Source organism: Neisseria gonorrhoeae (genome assembly GCF_013030075.1).
In the GTDB taxonomy this organism is placed as follows: Bacteria; Pseudomonadota; Gammaproteobacteria; order Burkholderiales; family Neisseriaceae; genus Neisseria; species Neisseria gonorrhoeae.
Genome location: NZ_AP023069.1, coordinates 275,108 through 294,967 on the forward strand (window position 1 = coordinate 275,108; position 19,860 = coordinate 294,967).

Here is a 19,860-nt window from a genome sequence, read left to right on the forward strand (position 1 = left end):
GCGGCTGGGGTGCTTCTCCCTTGTCTGCCGCTGCTGTTATGATGATATTTTTATTCTGTATTTAAGGAGGGGGTGATGAGCAGTCCGCGCCAAGTGTTTTATATTTCCGACCGCACCGGTCTGACTGCCGAGAATATCGGCGAGGCTTTGCTGAACCAGTTTGGCAATCTGTCGTTCAAACGCCATACGCATCCGTTTGTCGATACGCCGGAAAAGGCGCGCGCGGTGGTGGAGAAGGTCAATCGGAGCCGGCAGGAAAACGGTCAGCGTCCGATTGCGTTTGTCAGCGTGGTTGATGACGAAATCCGCCGGATTATTAAAGGGGCGGATGCTTTTCAGATTAATTTCTTTGAGACTTTTTTGGGACTGTTGGAGAAGGAACTCAATACCGAAGCAACGGTATCCGGGCAGGGGCATCACAGTATCGGCAATACGAAGCGTTACGATGCGCGTATGGAGGCGGTCAATTTTTCTTTGAACCACGATGACGGGGTCAGCGATAAGAACCTTCAGGAGGCGGATGTGATTCTGATGGGCGTGTCCCGTTCGGGCAAAACGCCGACCTGCCTGTATCTGGCGTTGCAATACGGTATCCGTGCGGCAAACTATCCGCTGATTCCCGACGATTTGGAATCGGCCGATCTGCCGCGTATGGTCAAGCCGTATAAAGACAAACTGTTCGGGTTGACTATCCAGCCGGAACGTTTGCAGGCCATCCGTCAGGAACGCCGCCCGAATTCGGCTTATGCGCGCATCGACACCTGCCGCAGCGAAGTGGCGGACGCGCAGAGTATGTTCAGACGGCATGGCATTCCGTTTGCGAATACGACGGACAAGTCGGTTGAGGAACTGGCGGTACACATCCTTCAGGCGTGCAAGCTCAAACGCAGGTTTTGACGGGCTTTGATTCGGTTTGAAGGTGGAAATGCCGTCTGAAATCAGGTTTCAGACGGCAGTTTTATGTTTGTGGGGCGGATATTTTTCAGGGCTGTATTTTGTCCAGACATTCGAGCAGATCGAGCGGCGTGCGGATGTGGAAATCCGCCTGCCATGAGCCGGTATCGTCTTCATCGGAAATATAGCCCCATTCGGCGAGGACGGTTTTCATACCGGCGTTGCGTCCGGCTTGGATGTCGCGTTCCGCGTCGCCGACGTAGAGGGTGTGTTGCGGGTCGGCGTGGATTTTTCCGCAGGCGTGCAGCATGGGTTTGATGCTGGGTTTGGGTTCGCCGCAGGTGTCGCCGCTGACGACGGTGGCGGGCGGAACGGCGAATCCGAGTTTGGGAACGAGTTTGTCGGTGAAGCGCATGGGTTTGTTGGTGATGATGCCCCATTTGATGCCGCGTCTGCCGAGTTCGGCGATGAGTTCGTTCACGCCGTCGAAGAGAGTGGTGTCTTGGGCGTAGCGGCTGTCGTATTCCTCCAGATATTCGGTGCGCCATGCGGTATAGTCGGGGTGTTCGGGCGTGATGTTCGCGCCGAGTTTGAGCAATCCTGCCGCGCCGTGGCTGGCTTGGGTGCGGATTTCGTCCATGCTTTTTTCGGGCAGTCCGTGGCGGGCGAGTTGGGTGTTGAGTGCGCCGCCGAGGTCTAGGGCGGTGTCGGCGAGCGTGCCGTCGAGGTCGAACAATACGGCTTGTATCATGTGTTTTCCTTTTTTATAAAGTGTGGGACGAAAGGTTTCAGACGGCATGTTTATTTTGTTTCAAACCCTGCTCGAAATCTTCCAACATATCCAATTCGAAGCGGCTGAAGCCCGCTTTTTCCCGCGCTTCGATGTTCACATAGCCGCGGAAGATAAACATATCGTAACGGGCAATCAGACTGCGGAACAGGGCGACAGGTTCCAAACCGCGTTCGCGGCAGAGGTGTTGATACCACCGGTTGCCGATGGCGACGTGTCCCACTTCGTCGCGGTAAATGATGTCCAACACGCCGCAGGTTGCCGAATCGCCGCGCTGCTCCACCTTCGCGCGTATCCCCGGCGTAACGTCCAGTCCGCGCGCCTCCAACACGCGCGGTACCAACGCCATACGCAACAGCGGGTCGTAGGCGGTTTTGTACGCCATATCCCACAAATGGTTGTGCGCCTCGAAACTGCCGTAATCGAAGCCGAAAGCGCGCAATCTGTCGCGCACCAGGCGGAAGTGGTACACCTCCTCCTTCGCCACTTTCACCCAGTCGCGGACAAACTGAAACGGCAGCGTGCGGAAACGGTATGCCGCGTCCAAAGCCAGATTGACGGCGTTGAACTCGATATGCGTAATCGCGTGCAGCATCGCCGCATAGCCTTCTGCCGTGTTCATTTTGCGCGGGGTCAGTTGCGAGGGCGCGACCAAAACAGGCGTGTCCGGCCGTCCCGCGCGGGGGAAGTCCGCCGGCGGCGCGTTTGCCTCCGCCCCGTCCGCATTTTGAACGGCGGCAAACGCCTCATCCGTCAGCCGTCCTTTTTCATCGGGGTCGCCCGAAAGCAGGGCGCGTTCCGGCAAAGCATAAATATCGGGTTTCATCTCAAGTCCGCCGTGTTCGGAAAACGAATATTATAGCGTTTAAAAAAAACAAGATGAGGCATATAATCTCCGCGATTCGGCATTCCGCGCCCAAACCGTCAAATATAGTGGATTAACAAAAACCAGTACGGCGTTGCCCCGCCTTGCCGTACTATTTGTACTGTCTGCGGCTTCGTCGCCTTGTCCTGATTTTTGTTAATCCACTATAACGCGGCATACAATTGAAAGGGCAGCGTGGCGCGCCTGCTTTTTCCGAGCGGTCAAAAAAATCAGCCCTCGGAAAACGCGGTTTGCAAAATGCAAACCGCCCGTAACGCCGCCCGTATGATTGTTTTGCCGCGCCGATACTTTGCGCCACACCCATCCCGACAAGGAAAAATAATGATGAAACCGCACAACCTGTTCCAATTCCTCGCCGTTTGCTCCCTGACCGTCGCCGTCGCTTCCGCACAGGCGGGCGCGGTGGACGCGCTCAAGCAATTCAACAACGATGCCGACGGTATCAGCGGCAGCTTCACCCAAACCGTCCAAAGCAAAAAGAAAACCCAAACCGCGCACGGCACGTTCAAAATCCTGCGCCCGGGCCTCTTCAAATGGGAATACACTTTGCCCTACAAACAGACTATTGTCGGCGACGGTCAAACCGTTTGGCTCTACGATGTTGATTTGGCACAAGTGACCAAGTCGTCCCAAGACCAGGCCATCGGCGGCAGCCCCGCCGCCATCCTGTCGAACAAAACCGCCCTCGAAAGCAGTTACACGCTGAAAGAGGACGGTTCGTCCAACGGCATCGATTATGTGCGGGCAACGCCCAAACGCAACAACGCCGGCTACCAATACATCCGCATCGGCTTCAAAGGCGGCAACCTCGCCGCCATGCAGCTTAAAGACAGCTTCGGCAACCAAACCTCCATCAGTTTCGGCGGTTTGAATACCAATCCCCAACTCTCGCGCGGCGCGTTCAAGTTTACCCCGCCCAAAGGCGTGGACGTGTTGAGCAACTGATGCCGGCCGCCCCGATGCCGTCTGAACGCCGCCGAGGCTTCAGACGGCATTTTCACGCAGGCGGAACAATGTCCCGCATTATCGGCCGATCGGGCAACGGAACGGCAAATCCGTGAAAATTAACGGTTGCGCCCCGGCTGTTTTTGCCGTTTAATGCAAACCTTGCTGCACCAAGGGCCAAGAAAGCCGACCGGCCGCCCCCACAGCTTCCGATGCAGGCGGCCCGTCCGTCCCTGCAATGTTTTTTATTTTTGAACGAAAGGTCGAAAACCATGAAAAAAACACTGGTGGCGGCAATCCTGAGCCTTGCCTTGACTGCGTGCGGCGGCGGAAGCGATACCGCCGCCCAAACCCCCTCCGCCAAGCCCGAAGCCGAACAATCGGGCAAACTCAACATCTACAACTGGTCGGATTATGTCGATCCCGAAACCGTCGCCGCCTTTGAAAAAGAAACCGGCATTAAGATGCGTTCCGACTATTACGACAGCAACGAAACACTGGAGGCAAAAGTCCTGACCGGCAAATCCGGCTACGACCTGACCGCGCCGTCCATCGCCAACGTCGGCCGGCAAATCAAAGCGGGCGCGTATCAGAAAATCGACAAGGCGCAAATCCCCCATTACGGCAACATCGATAAAGATTTGCTGAAAATGATGGAAGCCGTCGATCCGGGCAACGAATACGCCGTCCCCTATTTCTGGGGCATCAACACCTTGGCAATCAACACGCGGCAGGTGCAAAAGGCATTGGGTACGGACAAGCTGCCCGAAAACGAGTGGGATTTGGTGTTCAAACCCGAATACACCGCCAAACTCAAATCCTGCGGCATCAGCTATTTCGACAGCGCAATCGAACAGATTCCCTTGGCGTTGCACTATTTGGGCAAAGACCCCAACAGTGAAAATCCCGAAGACATCAAAGCCGCCGTCGATATGATGAAAGCCGTCCGAGGCGACGTGAAACGCTTCAGCTCTTCCGGCTATATCGACGATATGGCGGCGGGCAACCTGTGTGCCGCCATCGGTTACGGCGGCGATTTGAACATTGCCAAAACCCGTGCCGAAGAAGCCGCAAACGGCGTGGAAATCAAAGTATTGACCCCGAAAACCGGCGTAGGCGTGTGGGTGGATTCCTTTATGATTCCGCGCGACGCGCAAAACGTTGCCAACGCCCACCGCTATATCGACTACACGCTCCGGCCCGAGGTGGCTGCGAAAAACGGCAGCTTCGTTACCTACGCGCCCGCCAGCCGTCCCGCGCGCGAGCTGATGGATGAAAAATACACCTCCGACGCATCGATTTTCCCGACCAAAGAACTGATGGAAAAAAGTTTCATCGTATCACCCAAATCCGCAGAATCCGTCAAACTGGGCGTGAAGCTGTGGCAAGGGCTCAAAGCGGGCAAATAACCGGAATCCCTGCCGTCTGAAACCTTTCGGGCGGCAGGAAACGGCGTGTCCGCATTAAGTCAGGATTAGGATTATTTAGAAAGATGAGATGGATATGAATTTAAGTATTGTCGTTCCTATTTATAATGTCGAAAGTTATTTGGAAGCGTGTTTAAATTCTATAGAACCTATATTAAGTAATGAAAATGTCGAACTTATTCTTGTGAATGACGGGTCAAAAGACGGAAGTGAAGATATATGTTATAAATATATAGATAAAATATCAAACACCAAACACCAAACACCAAACACCAAACACCAAACACCAAACACCAAACACCAAACACCAAACACCAAACACCAAACACCAAACACCAAACACCAAACACCAAACACCAAACACCAAACACCAAACACCAAACACCAAACACCAAACACCAAACACCAAACACCAAACACCAAACACCAAACACCAAACACCAAACACCAAACACCAAACACCAAACACCAAACACCAAACACCAAACACCAAACACCAAACACCAAACACCAAACACCAAACACCAAATACCAAATATATATATCAGGATAACCAAGGATTGTCGGAGGCGAGAAATACCGGAATAAAAAATTCAAATGGAAAATATATAGCATTTATTGATTCGGATGATTTTATTAATTGTCAGGTTTTGCTGGATTTTCTTGGTAAAGATGATAGTGATATGCCGGATGTGGTTTTTTTAAATGCAGTTAAATATGATAAGGGAAGAGTTTCATATTTTGGCGAAGATTATCAGCCTGAAAAAATATTAAATCAATCCAAAGTCGAAGTTTTGAAAGGATTGTGCCGATTTAGAAAATTTCCGGGTTCGGCGTGTAATAAGATTATAAAAAGAGAATTGATTATTAAAGAAAAACTATTTTTTGAAAAAGGAATTTATGCTGAAGATATCGAATGGTCAATGAGGTTGTTTAATGCGGCAACAACTTTTTCTTATTTGGACGGTTGTTATTACTATTATCGGCAGGGAAGAAAAGATTCTATTACGGGAACTGTTTCGGAAAAAGGTATAAAGTCATTATTATATATTTTGGAGAAAAATGCGGAAATGGAATTTAATAGGGATATATCGAGTTATCTTTATTCTTTTCTTTCCTACGAATATCTCGTTTTGCTTTTTATAATGACAAGTAAAAATATAGCGTGTGATTCTGATATAAAAAGAAGGGCATATCATTTAAGGTTTATGCTGTTAAAGTCCAATAAGCTGATATATAAGCTGATATTCCCGATAATCACATTATTCGGGGTCGATATTACAGGCAGGATTTTAAAAGCAATCAGGGGGAATATTTAATAAATCCTTTAACAATATATACCTTACCGAAGGAGGAAAAATGAACGCAATCAGAACTTTCCAAAACCGCACGCCCGAAATCCACGAAACCTGCATGATAGACGAGGCGTGCGTCGTCATCGGCGAAGTCTCGCTTGCCGAAGATGTTTCCGTGTGGCCGTGCGCCGTGTTGCGCGGCGATGTGAACAGCATCACCGTCGGCGCGCGCAGCAATATACAGGACGGCAGCGTCCTGCACGTTTCCCACAAAACCGCCGCCAAACCCGAAGGGTCGCCGCTGGTTATCGGCGAAGACGTTACCGTGGGGCACAAAGTGATGCTGCACGGCTGCCGAATCGGTAACCGCGTCTTGGTCGGTATGGGCAGCACCGTTTTGGACGATGCCGTTATTGAAGATGACGTGATGATCGGCGCGGGCAGCCTCGTTCCGCCGCGCAAACGTTTGGAGGGCGGCTATCTTTATATCGGTTCGCCTGTGAGGCAGGTTCGTCTGCTGACCGATGAGGAAAAAGCCTTTTTGAAATATTCCGCCGCACATTATGTGAAGCTGTCGAAACAGTACGGGATGTGAAATCACATCGGCGTTCTTGCGTCAGTCCCAAATTCACGCGGTTGGGATGCCCGATAACGGTATCCGATGCGCCTTGATTTTGACCGGCTGCGTTTGAGTTGCAGGCAAAAATGCCGTCTGAAAGCCTTTTTTTCGGCTTCGGACGGCATTTTATTGCCGATTTCTTTTTAGAGTTTGACCGAATGTTCGCGCGTTTCGTGGAACACGATGTCCGGCCAACGTTCTTGCGTCAACCCCAAATTCACGCGGTTGGGGGCGAGGTAGGCGAGGTTGCCGCCTGCGTCGATGGCGAGGTTGCCTGCGTTGGCTTTTTCAAATTCCGCCAGTTTTTTCTTGTCGTCGCACGATACCCAGCGCGCCGACCAGATGGATGCGCTGTCGAACACGGCTTCCACGCCGTATTCGTTGGCGAGGCGTGAGGTTACGACTTCAAACTGCAACACGCCGACCGCACCCAAAATCAAATCCGCGCCGCTCATCGGTTTGAATACTTGAACCGCACCTTCTTCGCCGAGTTGTTGCAAACCTTTTTGCAGTTGTTTGATTTTCAGCGGGTTTTTGATGCGGACGCTGCGGAACAGTTCGGGTGCGAAGAATGGGATGCCGGTAAACGCCAGTTGTTCGCCTTCGGAGAAGCTGTCGCCGATTTGGATGTTGCCGTGGTTCGGGATGCCGATGATGTCGCCGGCGTAGGCTTCTTCCGCCAGTTCGCGGTTGTGCGACATGAAGGTTACTACGCTGGAGGCGGCGATTTCGCGGTTGATACGCAGGTGTTTCATCTTCATGCCGCGCTCGAATTTACCGGAGCAGACGCGCAAGAAGGCGATACGGTCGCGGTGTTTCGGGTCCATATTGGCTTGGATTTTAAAGATAAATCCGGAAAATTTCGGCTCGTCCGGCCCGACCATGCGCATGGTCGCGTCGCGCGGTTTCGGTGCGGGTGCCCAGTCAATCAATGAATTGAGGATTTCCTGAATGCCGAAGTTGTTAATCGCAGAGCCGAAGAACACTGGCGTGAGTTCGCCGGCGAGAAATTCGTCGAGATTAAATTCGTTGGAAGCCGCCTGCACCAATTCGATTTCGTCGCGCAACTGCTGGATTTCCAACGGAAAGCGTTGTTCCAATTCGGGATTGTTTATGCCTTTGATGATGTCGAACTCGTGCGGCAGGCGTTCGCCGCCCGCTTCAAAGAGATAGATTTCGTCGTTCAGGATGTGGTACACGCCCTTGAAGTTTTTGCCCATACCGATCGGCCAGGTAACGGGCGCGCAGCGGATTTGCAGGATGTCTTCCACTTCGTCCAAGAGTTCCAAAGAATCGCGCACTTCGCGGTCGTATTTGTTCATGAAGGTAACAATCGGCGTATCGCGCAGGCGGCAGACGTTCAAGAGTTTGATGGTTTGCGCTTCCACGCCTTTTGCCGCGTCGATGACCATCAAGGCGCTGTCCACTGCGGTTAAAACGCGGTAGGTGTCTTCGGAGAAGTCTTGGTGTCCCGGCGTGTCCAAGAGGTTGACGGTGTGGTCTTTGTAGTCGAACTGCATCACGCTTGATGCCACGGAAATGCCGCGCTGCTTCTCGATGTCCATCCAGTCGGAGGTGGCGAATTTGCCGGTTTTCTTACCTTTCACCGTGCCTGCGCTTTGAATCGCGCCCGAAAACAGCAGCAGTTTTTCGGTCAGCGTGGTTTTACCCGCATCGGGGTGGGAGATGATGGCAAACGTGCGGCGGCGGCGCACTTGGTCGAGGATTTCTTGGGACATGGTTTTCTTTGCAAAAAGGTTCAGGCCGCTTTTCAGACGGCCCGGACAGTGTTTGAGACGGCGAAATTGTACAAAAAAATGCCTGATAATTCAATGTTGGAGGCGGTCAGTGCGTGCTGCCGTAAATCTCTTTTTCGTCTTTCAGGACGGCATCGGCGGTTTCCCACGCACCGCCGTTCCATTTTTTGTAAAAGCAGCTTTCGCGCCCGGTGTGGCAGGCGATGCCGCCGTTTTGGGCGATGAGCATCACAATGGTATCGCCGTCGCAGTCGAGGCGCAGTTCGCGGACTTTTTGCGTGTGTCCCGACTCTTCGCCCTTCATCCATTGTTTTTGGCGCGAACGGCTGTAATAGTGGGCAAAGCCGGTTTCGACGGTTTTTTGCAGGGCTTCGGCGTTCATCCACGCCACCATTAAAACACGTTTGGTTTCGGCATCTTGGGCGATGGCGCAAACCAAACCTTTTTCGTCAAATTTGACGGCTTCAAGCAGGTTTTTATCCATATTTCCTTTCAGACGGCATAGTCGGGGCGGTCAGAGGCGCACTTCGATGCCGGCTTCGCGCATAGTGCGTTTGGCTTCGCGGATGGCGATTTCCCCGAAATGGAAAATGCCGGCGGCAAGTACGGCATCGGCTTTGCCTTCGGTTATGCCTTCAATCAGGTGCCGGACATTGCCGACCCCGCCGGAGGCGATGACGGGGATGTCGACGGCTTCGGCAACGGCGCGGGTCAGCGGCAGGTTGAAACCCTGTTTCGTCCCGTCCCTGTCCATACCGGTGAGCAGGATTTCGCCCGCGCCGCGTTTTTGCATTTCGACCGCCCATTCCACCGCATCCAAACCGGTCGGATTGCGCCCGCCGTGGGTAAAGATTTCCCAGCGTGTGTTTTCGGGGTTGACGGCTTTGGCATCGACGGCGGCGACGATGGCTTGCGAACCGAAAAATCCGGCGGCTTCGTTAATTAAATCGGGACGGGTAACGGCGGCGGTGTTGATGCTGACTTTGTCCGCGCCTGCATTGAGCAGGCGGCGGATGTCGGCAACGGTGCGTACGCCGCCGCCGACGGTCAGCGGGATGAAGACTTGTCCGGCAACCTCTTCGATGATGTGCAGGATGGTGTCGCGGTTGTCGGATGAGGCGGTGATGTCGAGGAAGGTCAATTCGTCCGCGCCTTCGCCGTTGTAGCGTTTGGCGGCTTCGACGGGGTCGCCCGCGTCGCGCAAACCGATGAAGTTCACGCCTTTGACGACGCGCCCGTCTTTTACGTCGAGACAGGGGATGATGCGTTTTGCCAGTGCCATAATCGGATGCCTTTAGTCGAGGGAATCTGCCAGTTGCTGCGCTTGGGCAAAATCGATGCTGCCCTCGTAAATCGCGCGGCCGGTAATCGCGCCTGCTACGCCATGTTTTTCGGCGGCACACAGGGCGCGGATGTCGTCCAAGCCGGTCAGTCCGCCGGAGGCGATGACGGGAATGCGGACGGATTGGGCGAGTTTGACCGTCGCGTCGATGTTCACGCCGCTCATCATACCGTCGCGCCCGATGTCGGTGTAGATGATGCTGTTGACACCGTCGTCTTCAAAGCGTTTTGCCAAATCAATTACATGATGCCCGGTTACGGTTGCCCAGCCGTCGATGGCGGCCATACCGTCTTTGGCATCCAGTCCGACGATAATCCTGCCGGGGAAGGCTTTGCACGCTTCGCGCACCAAGTCGGGGTTTTTGACTGCCGCCGTGCCGATAATCACGTCGTTCAGTCCCAAATCCAAATATTGTCCGATGGTTTTCAAATCGCGCATGCCGCCGCCGAGCTGCACGGGGATGTCTTTGGCGACGGCGGCGAGGATGTCTTTGATGGCGGGCAGGTTTTGCGGAACGCCGGCAAATGCGCCGTTCAAATCTACCAGGTGCAGGCGGCGCGCGCCTTGTTCGAACCAGTGCAGCGCGGTGTCGGCGGGCGAATCGGAAAAGACGGTCGCCTCTTCCATCAGCCCTTGTTTCAAGCGGACGCAACGTCCTTCTTTCAAATCGATGGCGGGTATCAGCAGCATAGTTTTTCTCCTTGTGCGGGGCCGTGTCGGGCTTACCAGTTTAAAAAGTTTTTCAACATCGTCAGCCCGGCATCGTGGCTTTTTTCGGTGTGAAATTGCGTGGCGAATACGTTGTCTTTGCCGACGATGCAGGCAAACGGGGACGGGTAGTCGCTTTCGCCCAATATGGTTTCGGGATTTTCGGGGGCGAAATAGTAGCTGTGGACGAAATAAAAACGCGTGTTTTGGGGGATGCCTTGAAAAAGCGGGTGGTTTTGGGTTTGGCGCACGGTGTTCCAGCCCATATGCGGGACTTTCAGACGGCATCCCTGCGGGTCGCGGAGGTCGCGGGCAAAGCGTCTGACTTTGCCGCCGAACCAGCCCAAGCCGTCGGTGTTTCCTTCTTCGCTGTGGTCGAATAAAAGTTGCGCACCGACGCAGATTCCGAAAAACGGTTTGTTTTTTAAGGCATCTTTGACTGCCTCGTCCAAGCCGCCGCGCGTCAGTGCCGCCATACAGTCGGGCATCGCGCCCTGCCCGGGAAAAATGACTTTGTCGGCGCGGGACACGCGGTCGGGGTCGCCGCTTAAAAAGATTTTGGTATTTTTTCCGGCAAGCTGCCCCGCCGTCCGGACGGATTTCAATACGGAATGCAGGTTGCCCATACCGTAATCGATAATGGCGGTTTGCATGGCTTCCTCCTCTTTTTTGCAATATGGCTGCGATTTTAACAAACAAATGTGCCGGGCTGATAAAAATGCCGTCTGAAAACGGGAATCTGTCTTCAGACGGCATAGGGTTCAAACCCGGAAAGCCGTTTGTCAGCCTTCCATTTGTTTTGCCTGAACGGCAGTCAGGGCGATGGTGAACACGATGTCTTCCACCAGCGCGCCGCGAGACAGGTCGTTGACCGGTTTGCGCAGGCCTTGCAGCAGCGGGCCGACGCTCAAGACGTTGGCACTGCGTTGGACGGCTTTATAGGTGCAGTTGCCGGTGTTCAGGTCGGGGAAGACCAAAACGGTTGCCTGTCCTGCCACCGGGCTGCCCGGGGCTTTGGATTTGCCTACGCCCGGCACGGTTGCCGCGTCATATTGCAGCGGGCCGTCGATGGCGAGGTCGGGGCGTTTTTCCCGGGCAAGTTTGGTGGCTTCGATGACGGTATCGACATCGGGGCCGCTGCCGGAGTTGACGGTGGAGTAGGAAATCATCGCCACTTTCGGGTCGATGCCGAAGGCTTTTGCGGAATCGGCAGACTGGATGGCGATGTCGGCAAGCTGTTGCGCGGTCGGGTTCGGATTAACCGCGCAGTCGCCGAACACCAGAACCTGATTTGGTAGCAGCATAAAGAATACGCTGGATACGAGGCTTGCGCCCGGTGCGGTTTTAATCAGTTGCAAAGCGGGGCGGATGGTGTTGGCGGTGGTGTGAACCGCACCGGATACCAAACCGTCCACATCATTTTGCGCCATCATCATCGTACCGAGTACCACGGTGTCTTGCAGTTGCTTGCGCGCGTCTTCGGGTGTCAGGCCTTTGGATTTGCGCAGTTCGCACATCGGCTCGACGTATTGTTCGACCAATGAGGCGGGATCGATGATTTCCAAAGAGTCGGGCAGGCTGATGCCGCGTTCTTTGGCAACGGCTTCGACTTCTTCGCGTTTGGCAAGCAGGACGCAGCGGGCAATGCCTTTTTCGTGGCAGATGGCGGCGGCTTGGACGGTGCGGGGTTCTGCGCCTTCAGGCAGGACGATGCGTTTGCCGGCTTGGCGGGCGAAGTCGATCAGGTTGTAGCGGAATTGCGCCGGCGACAGGCGTTTTGCTTCGCGGCCTGCCAATACGGATACGTCTTTCAGCGCGTCGCTCGAACCGAAGAAGGTCAGGCCGGTTTTCTCGGCTGCCGCTTCGGCAACGGAGGCTGCCGCACCGTCCACGACAAAACCTTCCAATACGCCCGGCGCGGCGGCGAAGAACTGTTTGGCAAGGTTCAATTGGTGTGCCAGCGCGTCGGCATCGGTATTGTCGGAACGGACGGCGAAGACGGCTGCCGCGTCAAGGGACAATGCCAGTTCGACGTTTTTGCCTGCGAGATAGATTTTGTCGGCATCGGGCGCGATGCCTTCGATGACGAGGTTGGCGGCATCGAGTGCGGCAACTTTGCCGACCAGTGCGTCGAACCAGTCGTCGCTTTTGCCTTGCGCGAGCAGGGTTTCGGCGGTTGCGTCAACGGCTTGGAAAACTTGTGCGTCCAGTGCTTTTGCAAAGGCTTGTGCGGCGGCGGAGGTGTTCAGTCCGGCAGATACGGGTACGACGAGTACTTTTGCCATAATATATCCTTTCGTATGCTGCGGTGTGCGGCATATGTGGTTGGAAGGGGCGGCATATGGGCAGAAACGGCTGCCTGCGTGCCGTGCGTGCCGTGTTTGGCTTGGGGCGCGCAGGTTGAATATAGCAAACAAATTCTGTTTCCAACAAGATAAATATCCGCAGGCTTGTGGATGCTGCCGCCTTTCAGAGGGTATTTCCGGGGAAGAACAGGGCGGGACCGTCCAAATGGAGGACGGCGGAAATGCCGTCTGACAGGGTGGGGGCGGAAGGGAGGTTGAGCGTGAGGACGGTTTGTCCGGCCCTGAGGCTGATTTCGGTATGCCGCGCTTTGGGCGTGGTTTTGAGAACCACGGCGTGAATGGAGGCGGCGGGTGCGGAATGGGGGTGAAGGCTGAACTGTTCCGGACGGATGAGCAGTGTACCGCGCGTGCCTGCGGGTGCGCCGCTTTGGACGGGCAGGCGGCCCAATCTGCAATCGGCGGTGCCGTCGGCGTTGAGCGCGGCGGGGAACACGATGCCTTCGCCGATAAACAGGGCGGCATCAAGGTCGGCAGGTTGTCGGTACAATTCGTGAGGGCTTGCGGTTTGGAGGATGCGCCCCTGTTTCATCACGGCAATCCGGTCGGCGTATTGCAGGGCTTCTTCGCGGTCGTGGCTGACAAAAACGGCGGATTTTCCGTTGGCGCGCAGGGCGGCAATCATGTCTTCGCGAATCTGGCGGCGCAACTGTTCGTCCAGCGCGCTGAAGGGTTCGTCCAACAAAATCAGTTCGGGGTCGGGGGCGAGGGCGCGGGCGAGGGCGACGCGCTGTTGTTGTCCGCCCGAAAGTTCGTGCGGATAGCGTCCGGCAAGTTCGGAAATGCCGGTCAATTCCAACATGGCTTCGATGCGCTGTCGCTCTTGCGCCGTCCTGCCTTTGCCGTTGCCGAGACCGTAGGCGATATTGCGGTAAACGGTCAGGTGGGGGAACAGCACGCCTTCCTGTACGAGGTAACCCAAACGGCGTTCGCGGACGGGAAGGTTGGTATTTTTCGAGAAGATGGTTTTGCCGGAAAGCGAAATTTCGCCGGAATCGGGTTGTTCGAAACCGGCAAGGCAGCGTAAAAGGGTGGTTTTGCCGCAGCCGGACGCGCCGATGATAAAGAGAATTTCGCCCGGGTCGAGGCTGAGCGAAATGTCGTTTAAAACCGGGGTGTTTTGAAAACTTTTGGACAGGTGTCCGATGTGCAGGGCGGCGGTCATAGCGGTGCTTCCTCAAGCTGTTATTTGAAGGCGTATTTCTTCAGCAGGAATACGGGTATGCCGGAAAATAATACCAGCATCAGCGCGTAAGGGGCGGCGGCGGCGTATTGTGCGTCCGATGTGTATTCCCAAACGGCGGTGGAGAGCGTGTGGACATCGTCGGCGGTCAGCAGCAGGGTGGCGGTCAACTCTTTCATCAGCTTGAGGAAGACGAGTGCGAATGCGGCGGTAATGCCGGGCAGGATGGACGGCAGTACCAACGTCCTGAAAATAAAGAAGTGTCCGCGCCCCAATGTTGCGCCGACCTGTTCCATCCCTTTGGGGAGTTGTTCCAAGGAAGTCCTCAGGGTGGTTTGCGCCATCGGCAGGTAAAGCATGAAATAGGCAAGGATGACGACGATAAAGGTTTGGTAAACGGCAGGGGTGTAGTTGATGCTGAAATAAACCAAGGATAGGGCGATAACCAAACCGGGGACGGCGTGCAGTAAAAACGGCAGCCTGTCTATCCAAACGGTTAAAAAATTGCGATAGCGAACCGATGCCCAAACAAGGGGCAAGGCACATAATATAGTCAAAATCGCACCTAAAGCCGATACGCTTAAGGAACGGATAAAGGCATCAAATACGGATACGAGCGCGAATGTGCCGGAAGTGCCGACCATCATCCAATGTATCAATACGCCAAAGGGGATAATAATGCCCAAAATCAACAAGCTGCTTAAAAAAACAATCGCGCCGATCTGACCGGGCAGTTTGAGGGTTTTGACGGGATAAGGACGGGCAACGCCTTTGCCGCTGTGGTAAATCTTGGCTTTGCCGCGAAATATGCTTTCTCCAAATACGACGATGCCGCACACCGCCGTCAAAACAGCGGAAAGCAGGGCGGCGGTATTGTTGTTGTAGGACATTTCGTATTCTTGGAAAATGGCAGTGGTAAAAGTGGGGTAGTTCAAAATGGATACCGCGCCAAATTCGACCAGCATATGCAGGGCGATCAGTAACACGCTGCTGCCGATGGCGGGTTTGAGCTGTGGGAGGATGGCGGAAAAAAAGGTTTGCAGGCGGCTTTTGCCCAAGGACAGGCTGACTTCTTCGTAAGACAGGCTGATGCGTTTGAGTGCCGCCTCGACGGGCAGGTAGGCGAGCGGAAACGAGGACAGGCTCATAATCATCACTGTCCCCCAAAAGCCTTCGACGCGGAAGGTCAGGCTGATCCAGGTGAAACAGCTGACAAATGCGGGGATGCACAAAGGCAGGGTGATTGCCGTCTGAAAAAAGGTTTTGCCGAAGAAGCGGTAACGTTGGAACAAAAGGGCGCAGGCAATGCCCAAAACAATGGAAATCAGGGTAACGCCCGCCATCATCGTCAAGGTGTTGGAGAGCAAATCCCACATACGCGGGCGGAACAACAGTTCGACGGCGCGGTTGATGCCGACCTGCCACGAACGCATAGCGACATATAAAAAAGGCAGGGTAAGCGGCAGGGCGATCAGTAGGATGAGGCCGGTAAGCCAAATGGGTATTTTTTTAGGAGACATAGTGTTTTTCATCGGCAAAACGGGCGGACAGTATAAATGTCCGCCCGTTTGACAATCCGAAAACGGCTTATTTCATACCGGCTTGCTCAAGCAGCCGGGTGGCGTGTTCTTTTTCGGAAACAGTGGTGGCGGACACTTGGGGTGCTTCCAACTTGGCGATGGGTTCCAAATTGAAGGTGGATACCACGTGCGGATTCAAAGGATATTCGGCACGGACGGCGGTCAGGGCGCGCTGTCCTTCCTTGCCGGCGAGGAAGGCGACGAATTTTTTCGCCTCATCCTTGTTTTGGGAGGATTTTAACACGGCTGCGCCGGAATAGGTAACGAGTGCGCCGGGATCTCTGTGGCGGACGAAATTCAGGCGGGTGTGGACATTTTGTACGCCTTTTTCACGCGCGAAAGCGTGCCAGTAGTAGTTGTTGATGAGGGCGGCATCGATTTCGCCGTTTTCAACCGCTTGAAGGGCGACGGAGTTTTTAGCGTAAGGCTTGCCGTATTCTTTCAGGCCTTTGAGCCATTTCAATGCGGCCGCTTCGCCTTTCAGTTTGACGATGGCGACAATCTGTTCCAAGAACGCGCCGGAAGTGGGGACGTAACCGATGCGGTTTTTCCATTTCGGCGTGGCGTAATTCAGGACGGATTTTTCCAAATCTTTTTCAGACAGTTTGCGGGTGTCGTAAACGACGACGCGCGAACGTCCGCTCAGTGCCACCCAGTCTTTTTTGGCGGCAACCGGCACGCCTTTGCCGCGTGTTTCGTTGATGGTGGAGGCGGGCAGGGGCTCTAGGAGGTTGGCTGCGGAAAGGGTGGCGAGTGCCGGGATTTGTTCGGAATAGAATACGTCGGCGGGGCTTCGGCTGCCTTCTTCTTTGATTTGGCCGGCAAGCTGGTCGCCTTTGGCACTGTTGAGTTTGACTTTGATGCCGGTAGCCCGGGTAAAGGCATCTGCAACGGCTTGTGCCGCTTCTTTGTGTTGGCCGTTGTACACGGTAATGTCTGCCAGCGCGGGGGTGGCGGCGGTCAGGGCTGCGGCAAGCAGTGCGTATCGGATAGATGTTTTCATATCGATTTTCTCCTAAATGAATGAGGGTGTATACCTTGTTAAGACATAACGGGGTGTAGTGTATTCCTTCTTTTTTATAAATGCAAATAATTATTTTTTAAATTTGTTATTATCCGATCCGGTTATTGTTTGTTCTGACTTGTATTTTTTCCGTGCATCGCGCCCGTAAGGCGGAAGCGGCGGGCAATGCGTGGCGGAATGTGGGTAAAGGCGGCATTTTGATTTGTCGGAATGCTGGAGAACCTCTCCCTTTAAAACGCCGTCTGAACAAGGTTGCCGGAATAGTATTGCCATCCCGGCAGATACAGTTTGTCGGGATCTTGCCAATATTGTTCATCCAGACTGTTCGGCAGCGAGGCGGTTTTGTTGTCGAGATGTTTTGTTAATCCACTATATATCCCACATTTCTTTTAGGTTTTTACCTTCCGATTGGAGGTGGCGGATTTCTTTTCCCAATGCGTCTGCCGCCCGATGGATCAGCATTGCGCTGTGTACCGCGCCGATTTTTTTCAGAACGGAACAAGTCTTTTCGGCGGCGGGAAAACCCCAGTTGCAGACAAATTGCAGTATGCCGCCGTTGCCGATGTCGGCTTCCGCCCGCCAAATCAAAACCAGCTCCTGTTCCCGTCCGTCCATGCTTTCGAGTTTGCCGTCATGCTGTTCAAAAAGTTTGTCCACCGCCTGCCGCATCATCTGCTCGAAGCGGTCGGCTTGGGTATCCGTATCGGTCATAATATTCTTGCCTTTTAAAAATGCCGTCTGAACATTTCTTCAGACGGCATTTGGGGGTTAAGCTGACATTTCCCGCCAGCGTTTGACTTGGAGGCGTACCTGTTCGGGCGCGGTGCCGCCCAAGTGGTTGCGCGCGTTGAGGCTGCCTTCGGGTGTCAGAACGCCGTACACGTCGTCTGAAATCAGCTTGCTGAAGCCTTGCAGGGCTTCGAGCGGCAATTCGCTCAAATCAACGCCGGCTTCATCGGCGTGGCGCACGGCTTGGGCAACGACTTCGTGGGCATCGCGGAAGGGCATACCTTTTTTGACCAGATAATCCGCCAAGTCGGTGGCGGTGGCAAAACCCTGCATCACGGCGGCGCGCATATTGCCGGGTTTGACGGTTACGCCGCGCATCATATCGGCGTAAATCCGCAGCGTGTCGATGAGCGTGTCGGCGGTGTCAAACAGCGGTTCTTTGTCTTCCTGATTGTCTTTGTTGTATGCCAAGGGCTGCGATTTCATCAGGGTAATCAGGCCGATAAGGTGTCCGATGACTCGGCCGGATTTACCGCGCACGAGTTCGGGTACGTCGGGGTTTTTCTTTTGCGGCATGATGGACGAACCCGTACAGAAGCGGTCGGCGATGTCGATAAAGCCGAAACGCGGACTCATCCACAAAATCAATTCTTCAGACAGGCGGCTCAAGTGAACCATAACCAGCGAGGCGGCGGCGGTGAACTCAATGGCAAAATCGCGGTCGGATACGGCATCGAGCGAGTTCTGGCAGATTTGTTCGAAACCCAACAATTCGGCGGTGATTTCGCGCTGAATCGGATAGGTCGTACCGGCAAGGGCGGCAGCGCCGAGCGGCATACGGTTGACGCGTTTGCGACAGTCGGCCATGCGTTCGAAATCGCGTCCGAGCATTTCGACGTAGGCGAGCATGTGGTGTCCGAAGCTGACCGGCTGGGCGACTTGCAGATGGGTAAAACCGGGCATGACGGTTTCGGCGTTTTGTTCCGCCAAATCCAATAATGCCGTCTGAAGGTTTTGAATCAGGTTTTGGATAACGGTAATCTGGTCGCGCAGCCAAAGGCGGATGTCGGTGGCGACTTGGTCGTTGCGGCTGCGGCCGGTGTGCAGGCGTTTGCCCGCGTCGCCGATTTTGTCGGTCAGGCGGCGTTCGATGTTCATGTGGACATCTTCCAAATCGAGCGGCCATTCGATTTTGCCGCTGCGGATTTCTTCGAGGATTTCCGACATGCCCCGACGGATGTCGGTCAGATCGTTTTCACTCAGCACACCCGACCGGGTCAGCATCTGCGCGTGGGCGAGCGAGCCTTGGATGTCCCATTCGGCAAGGCGTTGGTCGAAACCGATGGAGGCGGTGTATTGTTTGACGAGTTCGGAAACGGGTTCGTTGAAACGTCCGGACCAGGTTTTGTCGTGCATAAGGATTCCTTGATGGGGTTATTCGGTGCGGTATTTTTCCAAAAGGCGGCGGAAGGGTTCGCCGGTTTCGGGGTGTTTTAAACCGTAGGCGACGGTGGCTTCGAGATAGCCGAGTTTGCTGCCGCAGTCGTAGCGCGTGCCTTCAAAGGGGTGCGCCAAGACAAATTCGTGATCGAGCAGCTTGGCGATGCCGTCTGTAAGCTGGATTTCGTTGCCCGCGCCGCGCGGCAGGCCGGTTAAAAGGTCGAAAATGCGCGGGGTGAGGATGTAGCGTCCGACAACGGCAAGGTTGGAGGGCGCGTCTTCGGGCTTGGGTTTTTCGACAATGCCGGTAATGCGTTGGAACTGTTTGAGCTGTTCGGTTTCGACGATGCCGTATGAGCCGGTTTGCGACGGTTCGACGGTTTCTACGCCCAAAATGCTGTTACCGCTGCGCCCGTACACTTCGACCATTTGTTTGAGCGCGCCTTTGGGCGCATCGATTAAGTCGTCGGCAAGGATGACGGCGAAGGGTTCGTCGCCGATGGCGGCGCGGGCGCACAAGACGGCGTGTCCCAATCCCAGTGCTTCCGCCTGACGGATGTAGAGGCAGGTAATGTTCGGCGGCAGGATGTTGCGGACGTGTTCCAACAATTTGTCTTTATGGCGCATTTCCAACTTAGTTTCGAGTTCGTATGCCTTGTCGAAATGGTCTTCGATGCTGCGCTTGTTGCGCCCGGTAACAAACACCATTTCCGTGCAGCCGGCTTCCACGGCTTCTTCTACGGCGTATTGGATCAGCGGCTTGTCGACGATGGGCAGCATTTCTTTCGGGTTGGCCTTGGTGGCGGGCAGGAAGCGGGTTCCCATCCCTGCAACGGGGAAGACGGCTTTTTTTATCGGTTTCATTCTTTTTCCTTTGT

General features: G+C 54.5%; 17 protein-coding genes and 3 pseudogenes. 6 read left to right on the plus strand and 14 right to left on the minus strand.

The genetic code is table 11. From position 1 onward, the window contains the following. The first annotated feature begins 75 nt into the window (after positions 1-75). Positions 76-897 (plus strand): posphoenolpyruvate synthetase regulatory kinase/phosphorylase PpsR, encoded by an 822-nt coding sequence (gene ppsR / locus HT085_RS01370; RefSeq protein WP_003687512.1) that lies wholly within the window; start codon positions 76-78, stop codon positions 895-897. Positions 898-982: 85 nt separating this feature from the next. Here ppsR and HT085_RS01375 read toward each other — a convergent pair whose 3' ends face one another. Beyond that, complete coding sequence (locus tag HT085_RS01375; protein WP_003690696.1) at positions 983-1,645, minus strand: HAD family hydrolase; 663 nt, start codon at positions 1,643-1,645, stop codon at positions 983-985. Between the two features lie 37 nt (positions 1,646-1,682). Beyond that, positions 1,683-2,510 carry a ferritin-like domain-containing protein gene (locus tag HT085_RS01380; protein ID WP_003690698.1) on the minus strand — a complete coding sequence of 276 codons (828 nt, stop codon included), beginning with the start codon at positions 2,508-2,510 and terminating at the stop codon, positions 1,683-1,685. 381 nt (positions 2,511-2,891) lie between these two features. On the opposite strand from HT085_RS01380, the gene lolA reads away from it, so the two are divergent. The 5 genes and pseudogenes from lolA to HT085_RS01400 all read left to right on the plus strand — a co-directional run bounded on the left by lolA (position 2,892) and on the right by HT085_RS01400 (position 6,832). Continuing rightward, positions 2,892-3,515, plus strand: a complete 624-nt coding sequence (gene lolA / locus HT085_RS01385) for an outer membrane lipoprotein periplasmic chaperone LolA (protein WP_003687518.1) — start codon at positions 2,892-2,894, stop codon at positions 3,513-3,515. A 272-nt stretch (positions 3,516-3,787) separates the two neighbouring features. Continuing rightward, positions 3,788-4,924 (plus strand): polyamine ABC transporter substrate-binding protein, encoded by a 1,137-nt coding sequence (locus HT085_RS01390; RefSeq protein ID WP_010951012.1) that lies wholly within the window; start codon positions 3,788-3,790, stop codon positions 4,922-4,924. A 94-nt stretch (positions 4,925-5,018) separates the two neighbouring features. Continuing rightward, positions 5,019-5,220: pseudogene (locus tag HT085_RS11645) on the plus strand (glycosyltransferase family 2 protein); the annotation flags it as partial. Positions 5,221-5,448: 228 nt separating this feature from the next. After that, positions 5,449-6,261: pseudogene (gene pglE, locus HT085_RS01395) on the plus strand ((galactosaminyl)2-N,N'-diacetylbacillosaminyl-alpha1-diphospho-di-trans,octa-cis-undecaprenol synthase PglE); the annotation flags it as partial. A 40-nt stretch (positions 6,262-6,301) separates the two neighbouring features. Continuing rightward, the gene (locus HT085_RS01400) at positions 6,302-6,832 is read left to right on the plus strand and encodes a gamma carbonic anhydrase family protein (RefSeq protein ID WP_003687524.1); all 531 of its coding nucleotides are present in this window, start codon (positions 6,302-6,304) and stop codon (positions 6,830-6,832) included. A gap of 167 nt (positions 6,833-6,999) precedes the next feature. On the opposite strand, the gene HT085_RS01405 is transcribed toward HT085_RS01400, so the two are convergent. The 12 genes and pseudogenes from HT085_RS01405 to galU form a co-directional block, all read right to left on the minus strand. Further along, entirely contained in the window at positions 7,000-8,595 is a 1,596-nt protein-coding gene (locus HT085_RS01405) for a peptide chain release factor 3 (protein WP_003687528.1), read from the minus strand. Between the two features lie 106 nt (positions 8,596-8,701). Then, on the minus strand, positions 8,702-9,097 hold the full coding sequence (gene hisI, locus HT085_RS01410) for a phosphoribosyl-AMP cyclohydrolase (protein ID WP_003687532.1): 396 nt from the start codon (positions 9,095-9,097) through the stop codon (positions 8,702-8,704). Between the two features lie 30 nt (positions 9,098-9,127). Then, a complete protein-coding gene (gene hisF / locus HT085_RS01415) occupies positions 9,128-9,895 on the minus strand; it encodes an imidazole glycerol phosphate synthase subunit HisF (protein WP_003690707.1) in 768 nt (255 codons plus the stop codon). A 12-nt stretch (positions 9,896-9,907) separates the two neighbouring features. Next, positions 9,908-10,645 (minus strand): 1-(5-phosphoribosyl)-5-[(5-phosphoribosylamino)methylideneamino]imidazole-4-carboxamide isomerase, encoded by a 738-nt coding sequence (gene hisA / locus HT085_RS01420; protein WP_003687535.1) that lies wholly within the window; start codon positions 10,643-10,645, stop codon positions 9,908-9,910. A gap of 32 nt (positions 10,646-10,677) precedes the next feature. Next, entirely contained in the window at positions 10,678-11,316 is a 639-nt protein-coding gene (gene hisH, locus HT085_RS01425; RefSeq protein ID WP_003687537.1) for an imidazole glycerol phosphate synthase subunit HisH, read from the minus strand. Between the two features lie 129 nt (positions 11,317-11,445). Next, positions 11,446-12,948 (minus strand): phosphate acetyltransferase, encoded by a 1,503-nt coding sequence (gene pta / locus HT085_RS01430; protein ID WP_010357022.1) that lies wholly within the window; start codon positions 12,946-12,948, stop codon positions 11,446-11,448. Between the two features lie 184 nt (positions 12,949-13,132). Further along, complete coding sequence (fbpC, locus tag HT085_RS01435; RefSeq protein ID WP_003687540.1) at positions 13,133-14,191, minus strand: heme ABC transporter ATP-binding protein FbpC; 1,059 nt, start codon at positions 14,189-14,191, stop codon at positions 13,133-13,135. 20 nt (positions 14,192-14,211) lie between these two features. Then, positions 14,212-15,729, minus strand: a complete 1,518-nt coding sequence (gene fbpB / locus HT085_RS01440; protein ID WP_010357027.1) for a heme ABC transporter permease FbpB — start codon at positions 15,727-15,729, stop codon at positions 14,212-14,214. Between the two features lie 67 nt (positions 15,730-15,796). After that, positions 15,797-16,792, minus strand: coding sequence for a heme ABC transporter substrate-binding protein FbpA (fbpA, locus tag HT085_RS01445; protein ID WP_003687545.1), 996 nt, complete (start codon positions 16,790-16,792; stop codon positions 15,797-15,799). A 251-nt stretch (positions 16,793-17,043) separates the two neighbouring features. Further along, positions 17,044-17,524 (minus strand): annotated as a pseudogene (locus HT085_RS01450) (DMP19 family protein). A 57-nt stretch (positions 17,525-17,581) separates the two neighbouring features. After that, positions 17,582-18,958, minus strand: coding sequence for an argininosuccinate lyase (argH, locus tag HT085_RS01455; RefSeq protein ID WP_003690712.1), 1,377 nt, complete (start codon positions 18,956-18,958; stop codon positions 17,582-17,584). An 18-nt stretch (positions 18,959-18,976) separates the two neighbouring features. Continuing rightward, the gene (gene galU / locus HT085_RS01460) at positions 18,977-19,846 is read right to left on the minus strand and encodes a UTP--glucose-1-phosphate uridylyltransferase GalU (protein WP_003687550.1); all 870 of its coding nucleotides are present in this window, start codon (positions 19,844-19,846) and stop codon (positions 18,977-18,979) included. Positions 19,847-19,860: the final 14 nt, after the last annotated feature.

Bases quoted from the DNA above. Each gene is read 5' to 3' on its own strand.
- ppsR (WP_003687512.1), top strand. From the start codon at position 76: ATGAGCAGTCCGCGCCAAGTGTTTTATATTTCCGACCGCACCGGTCTG.
- HT085_RS01375 (WP_003690696.1), bottom strand. From the start codon at position 1,645: ATGATACAAGCCGTATTGTTCGACCTCGACGGCACGCTCGCCGACACC.
- HT085_RS01380 (WP_003690698.1), bottom strand. From the start codon at position 2,510: ATGAAACCCGATATTTATGCTTTGCCGGAACGCGCCCTGCTTTCGGGC.
- lolA (WP_003687518.1), top strand. From the start codon at position 2,892: ATGATGAAACCGCACAACCTGTTCCAATTCCTCGCCGTTTGCTCCCTG.
- HT085_RS01390 (WP_010951012.1), top strand. From the start codon at position 3,788: ATGAAAAAAACACTGGTGGCGGCAATCCTGAGCCTTGCCTTGACTGCG.
- HT085_RS01400 (WP_003687524.1), top strand. From the start codon at position 6,302: ATGAACGCAATCAGAACTTTCCAAAACCGCACGCCCGAAATCCACGAA.
- HT085_RS01405 (WP_003687528.1), bottom strand. From the start codon at position 8,595: ATGTCCCAAGAAATCCTCGACCAAGTGCGCCGCCGCCGCACGTTTGCC.
- hisI (WP_003687532.1), bottom strand. From the start codon at position 9,097: ATGGATAAAAACCTGCTTGAAGCCGTCAAATTTGACGAAAAAGGTTTG.
- hisF (WP_003690707.1), bottom strand. From the start codon at position 9,895: ATGGCACTGGCAAAACGCATCATCCCCTGTCTCGACGTAAAAGACGGG.
- hisA (WP_003687535.1), bottom strand. From the start codon at position 10,645: ATGCTGCTGATACCCGCCATCGATTTGAAAGAAGGACGTTGCGTCCGC.
- hisH (WP_003687537.1), bottom strand. From the start codon at position 11,316: ATGCAAACCGCCATTATCGATTACGGTATGGGCAACCTGCATTCCGTA.
- pta (WP_010357022.1), bottom strand. From the start codon at position 12,948: ATGGCAAAAGTACTCGTCGTACCCGTATCTGCCGGACTGAACACCTCC.
- fbpC (WP_003687540.1), bottom strand. From the start codon at position 14,191: ATGACCGCCGCCCTGCACATCGGACACCTGTCCAAAAGTTTTCAAAAC.
- fbpB (WP_010357027.1), bottom strand. From the start codon at position 15,729: ATGTCTCCTAAAAAAATACCCATTTGGCTTACCGGCCTCATCCTACTG.
- fbpA (WP_003687545.1), bottom strand. From the start codon at position 16,792: ATGAAAACATCTATCCGATACGCACTGCTTGCCGCAGCCCTGACCGCC.
- argH (WP_003690712.1), bottom strand. From the start codon at position 18,958: ATGCACGACAAAACCTGGTCCGGACGTTTCAACGAACCCGTTTCCGAA.
- galU (WP_003687550.1), bottom strand. From the start codon at position 19,846: ATGAAACCGATAAAAAAAGCCGTCTTCCCCGTTGCAGGGATGGGAACC.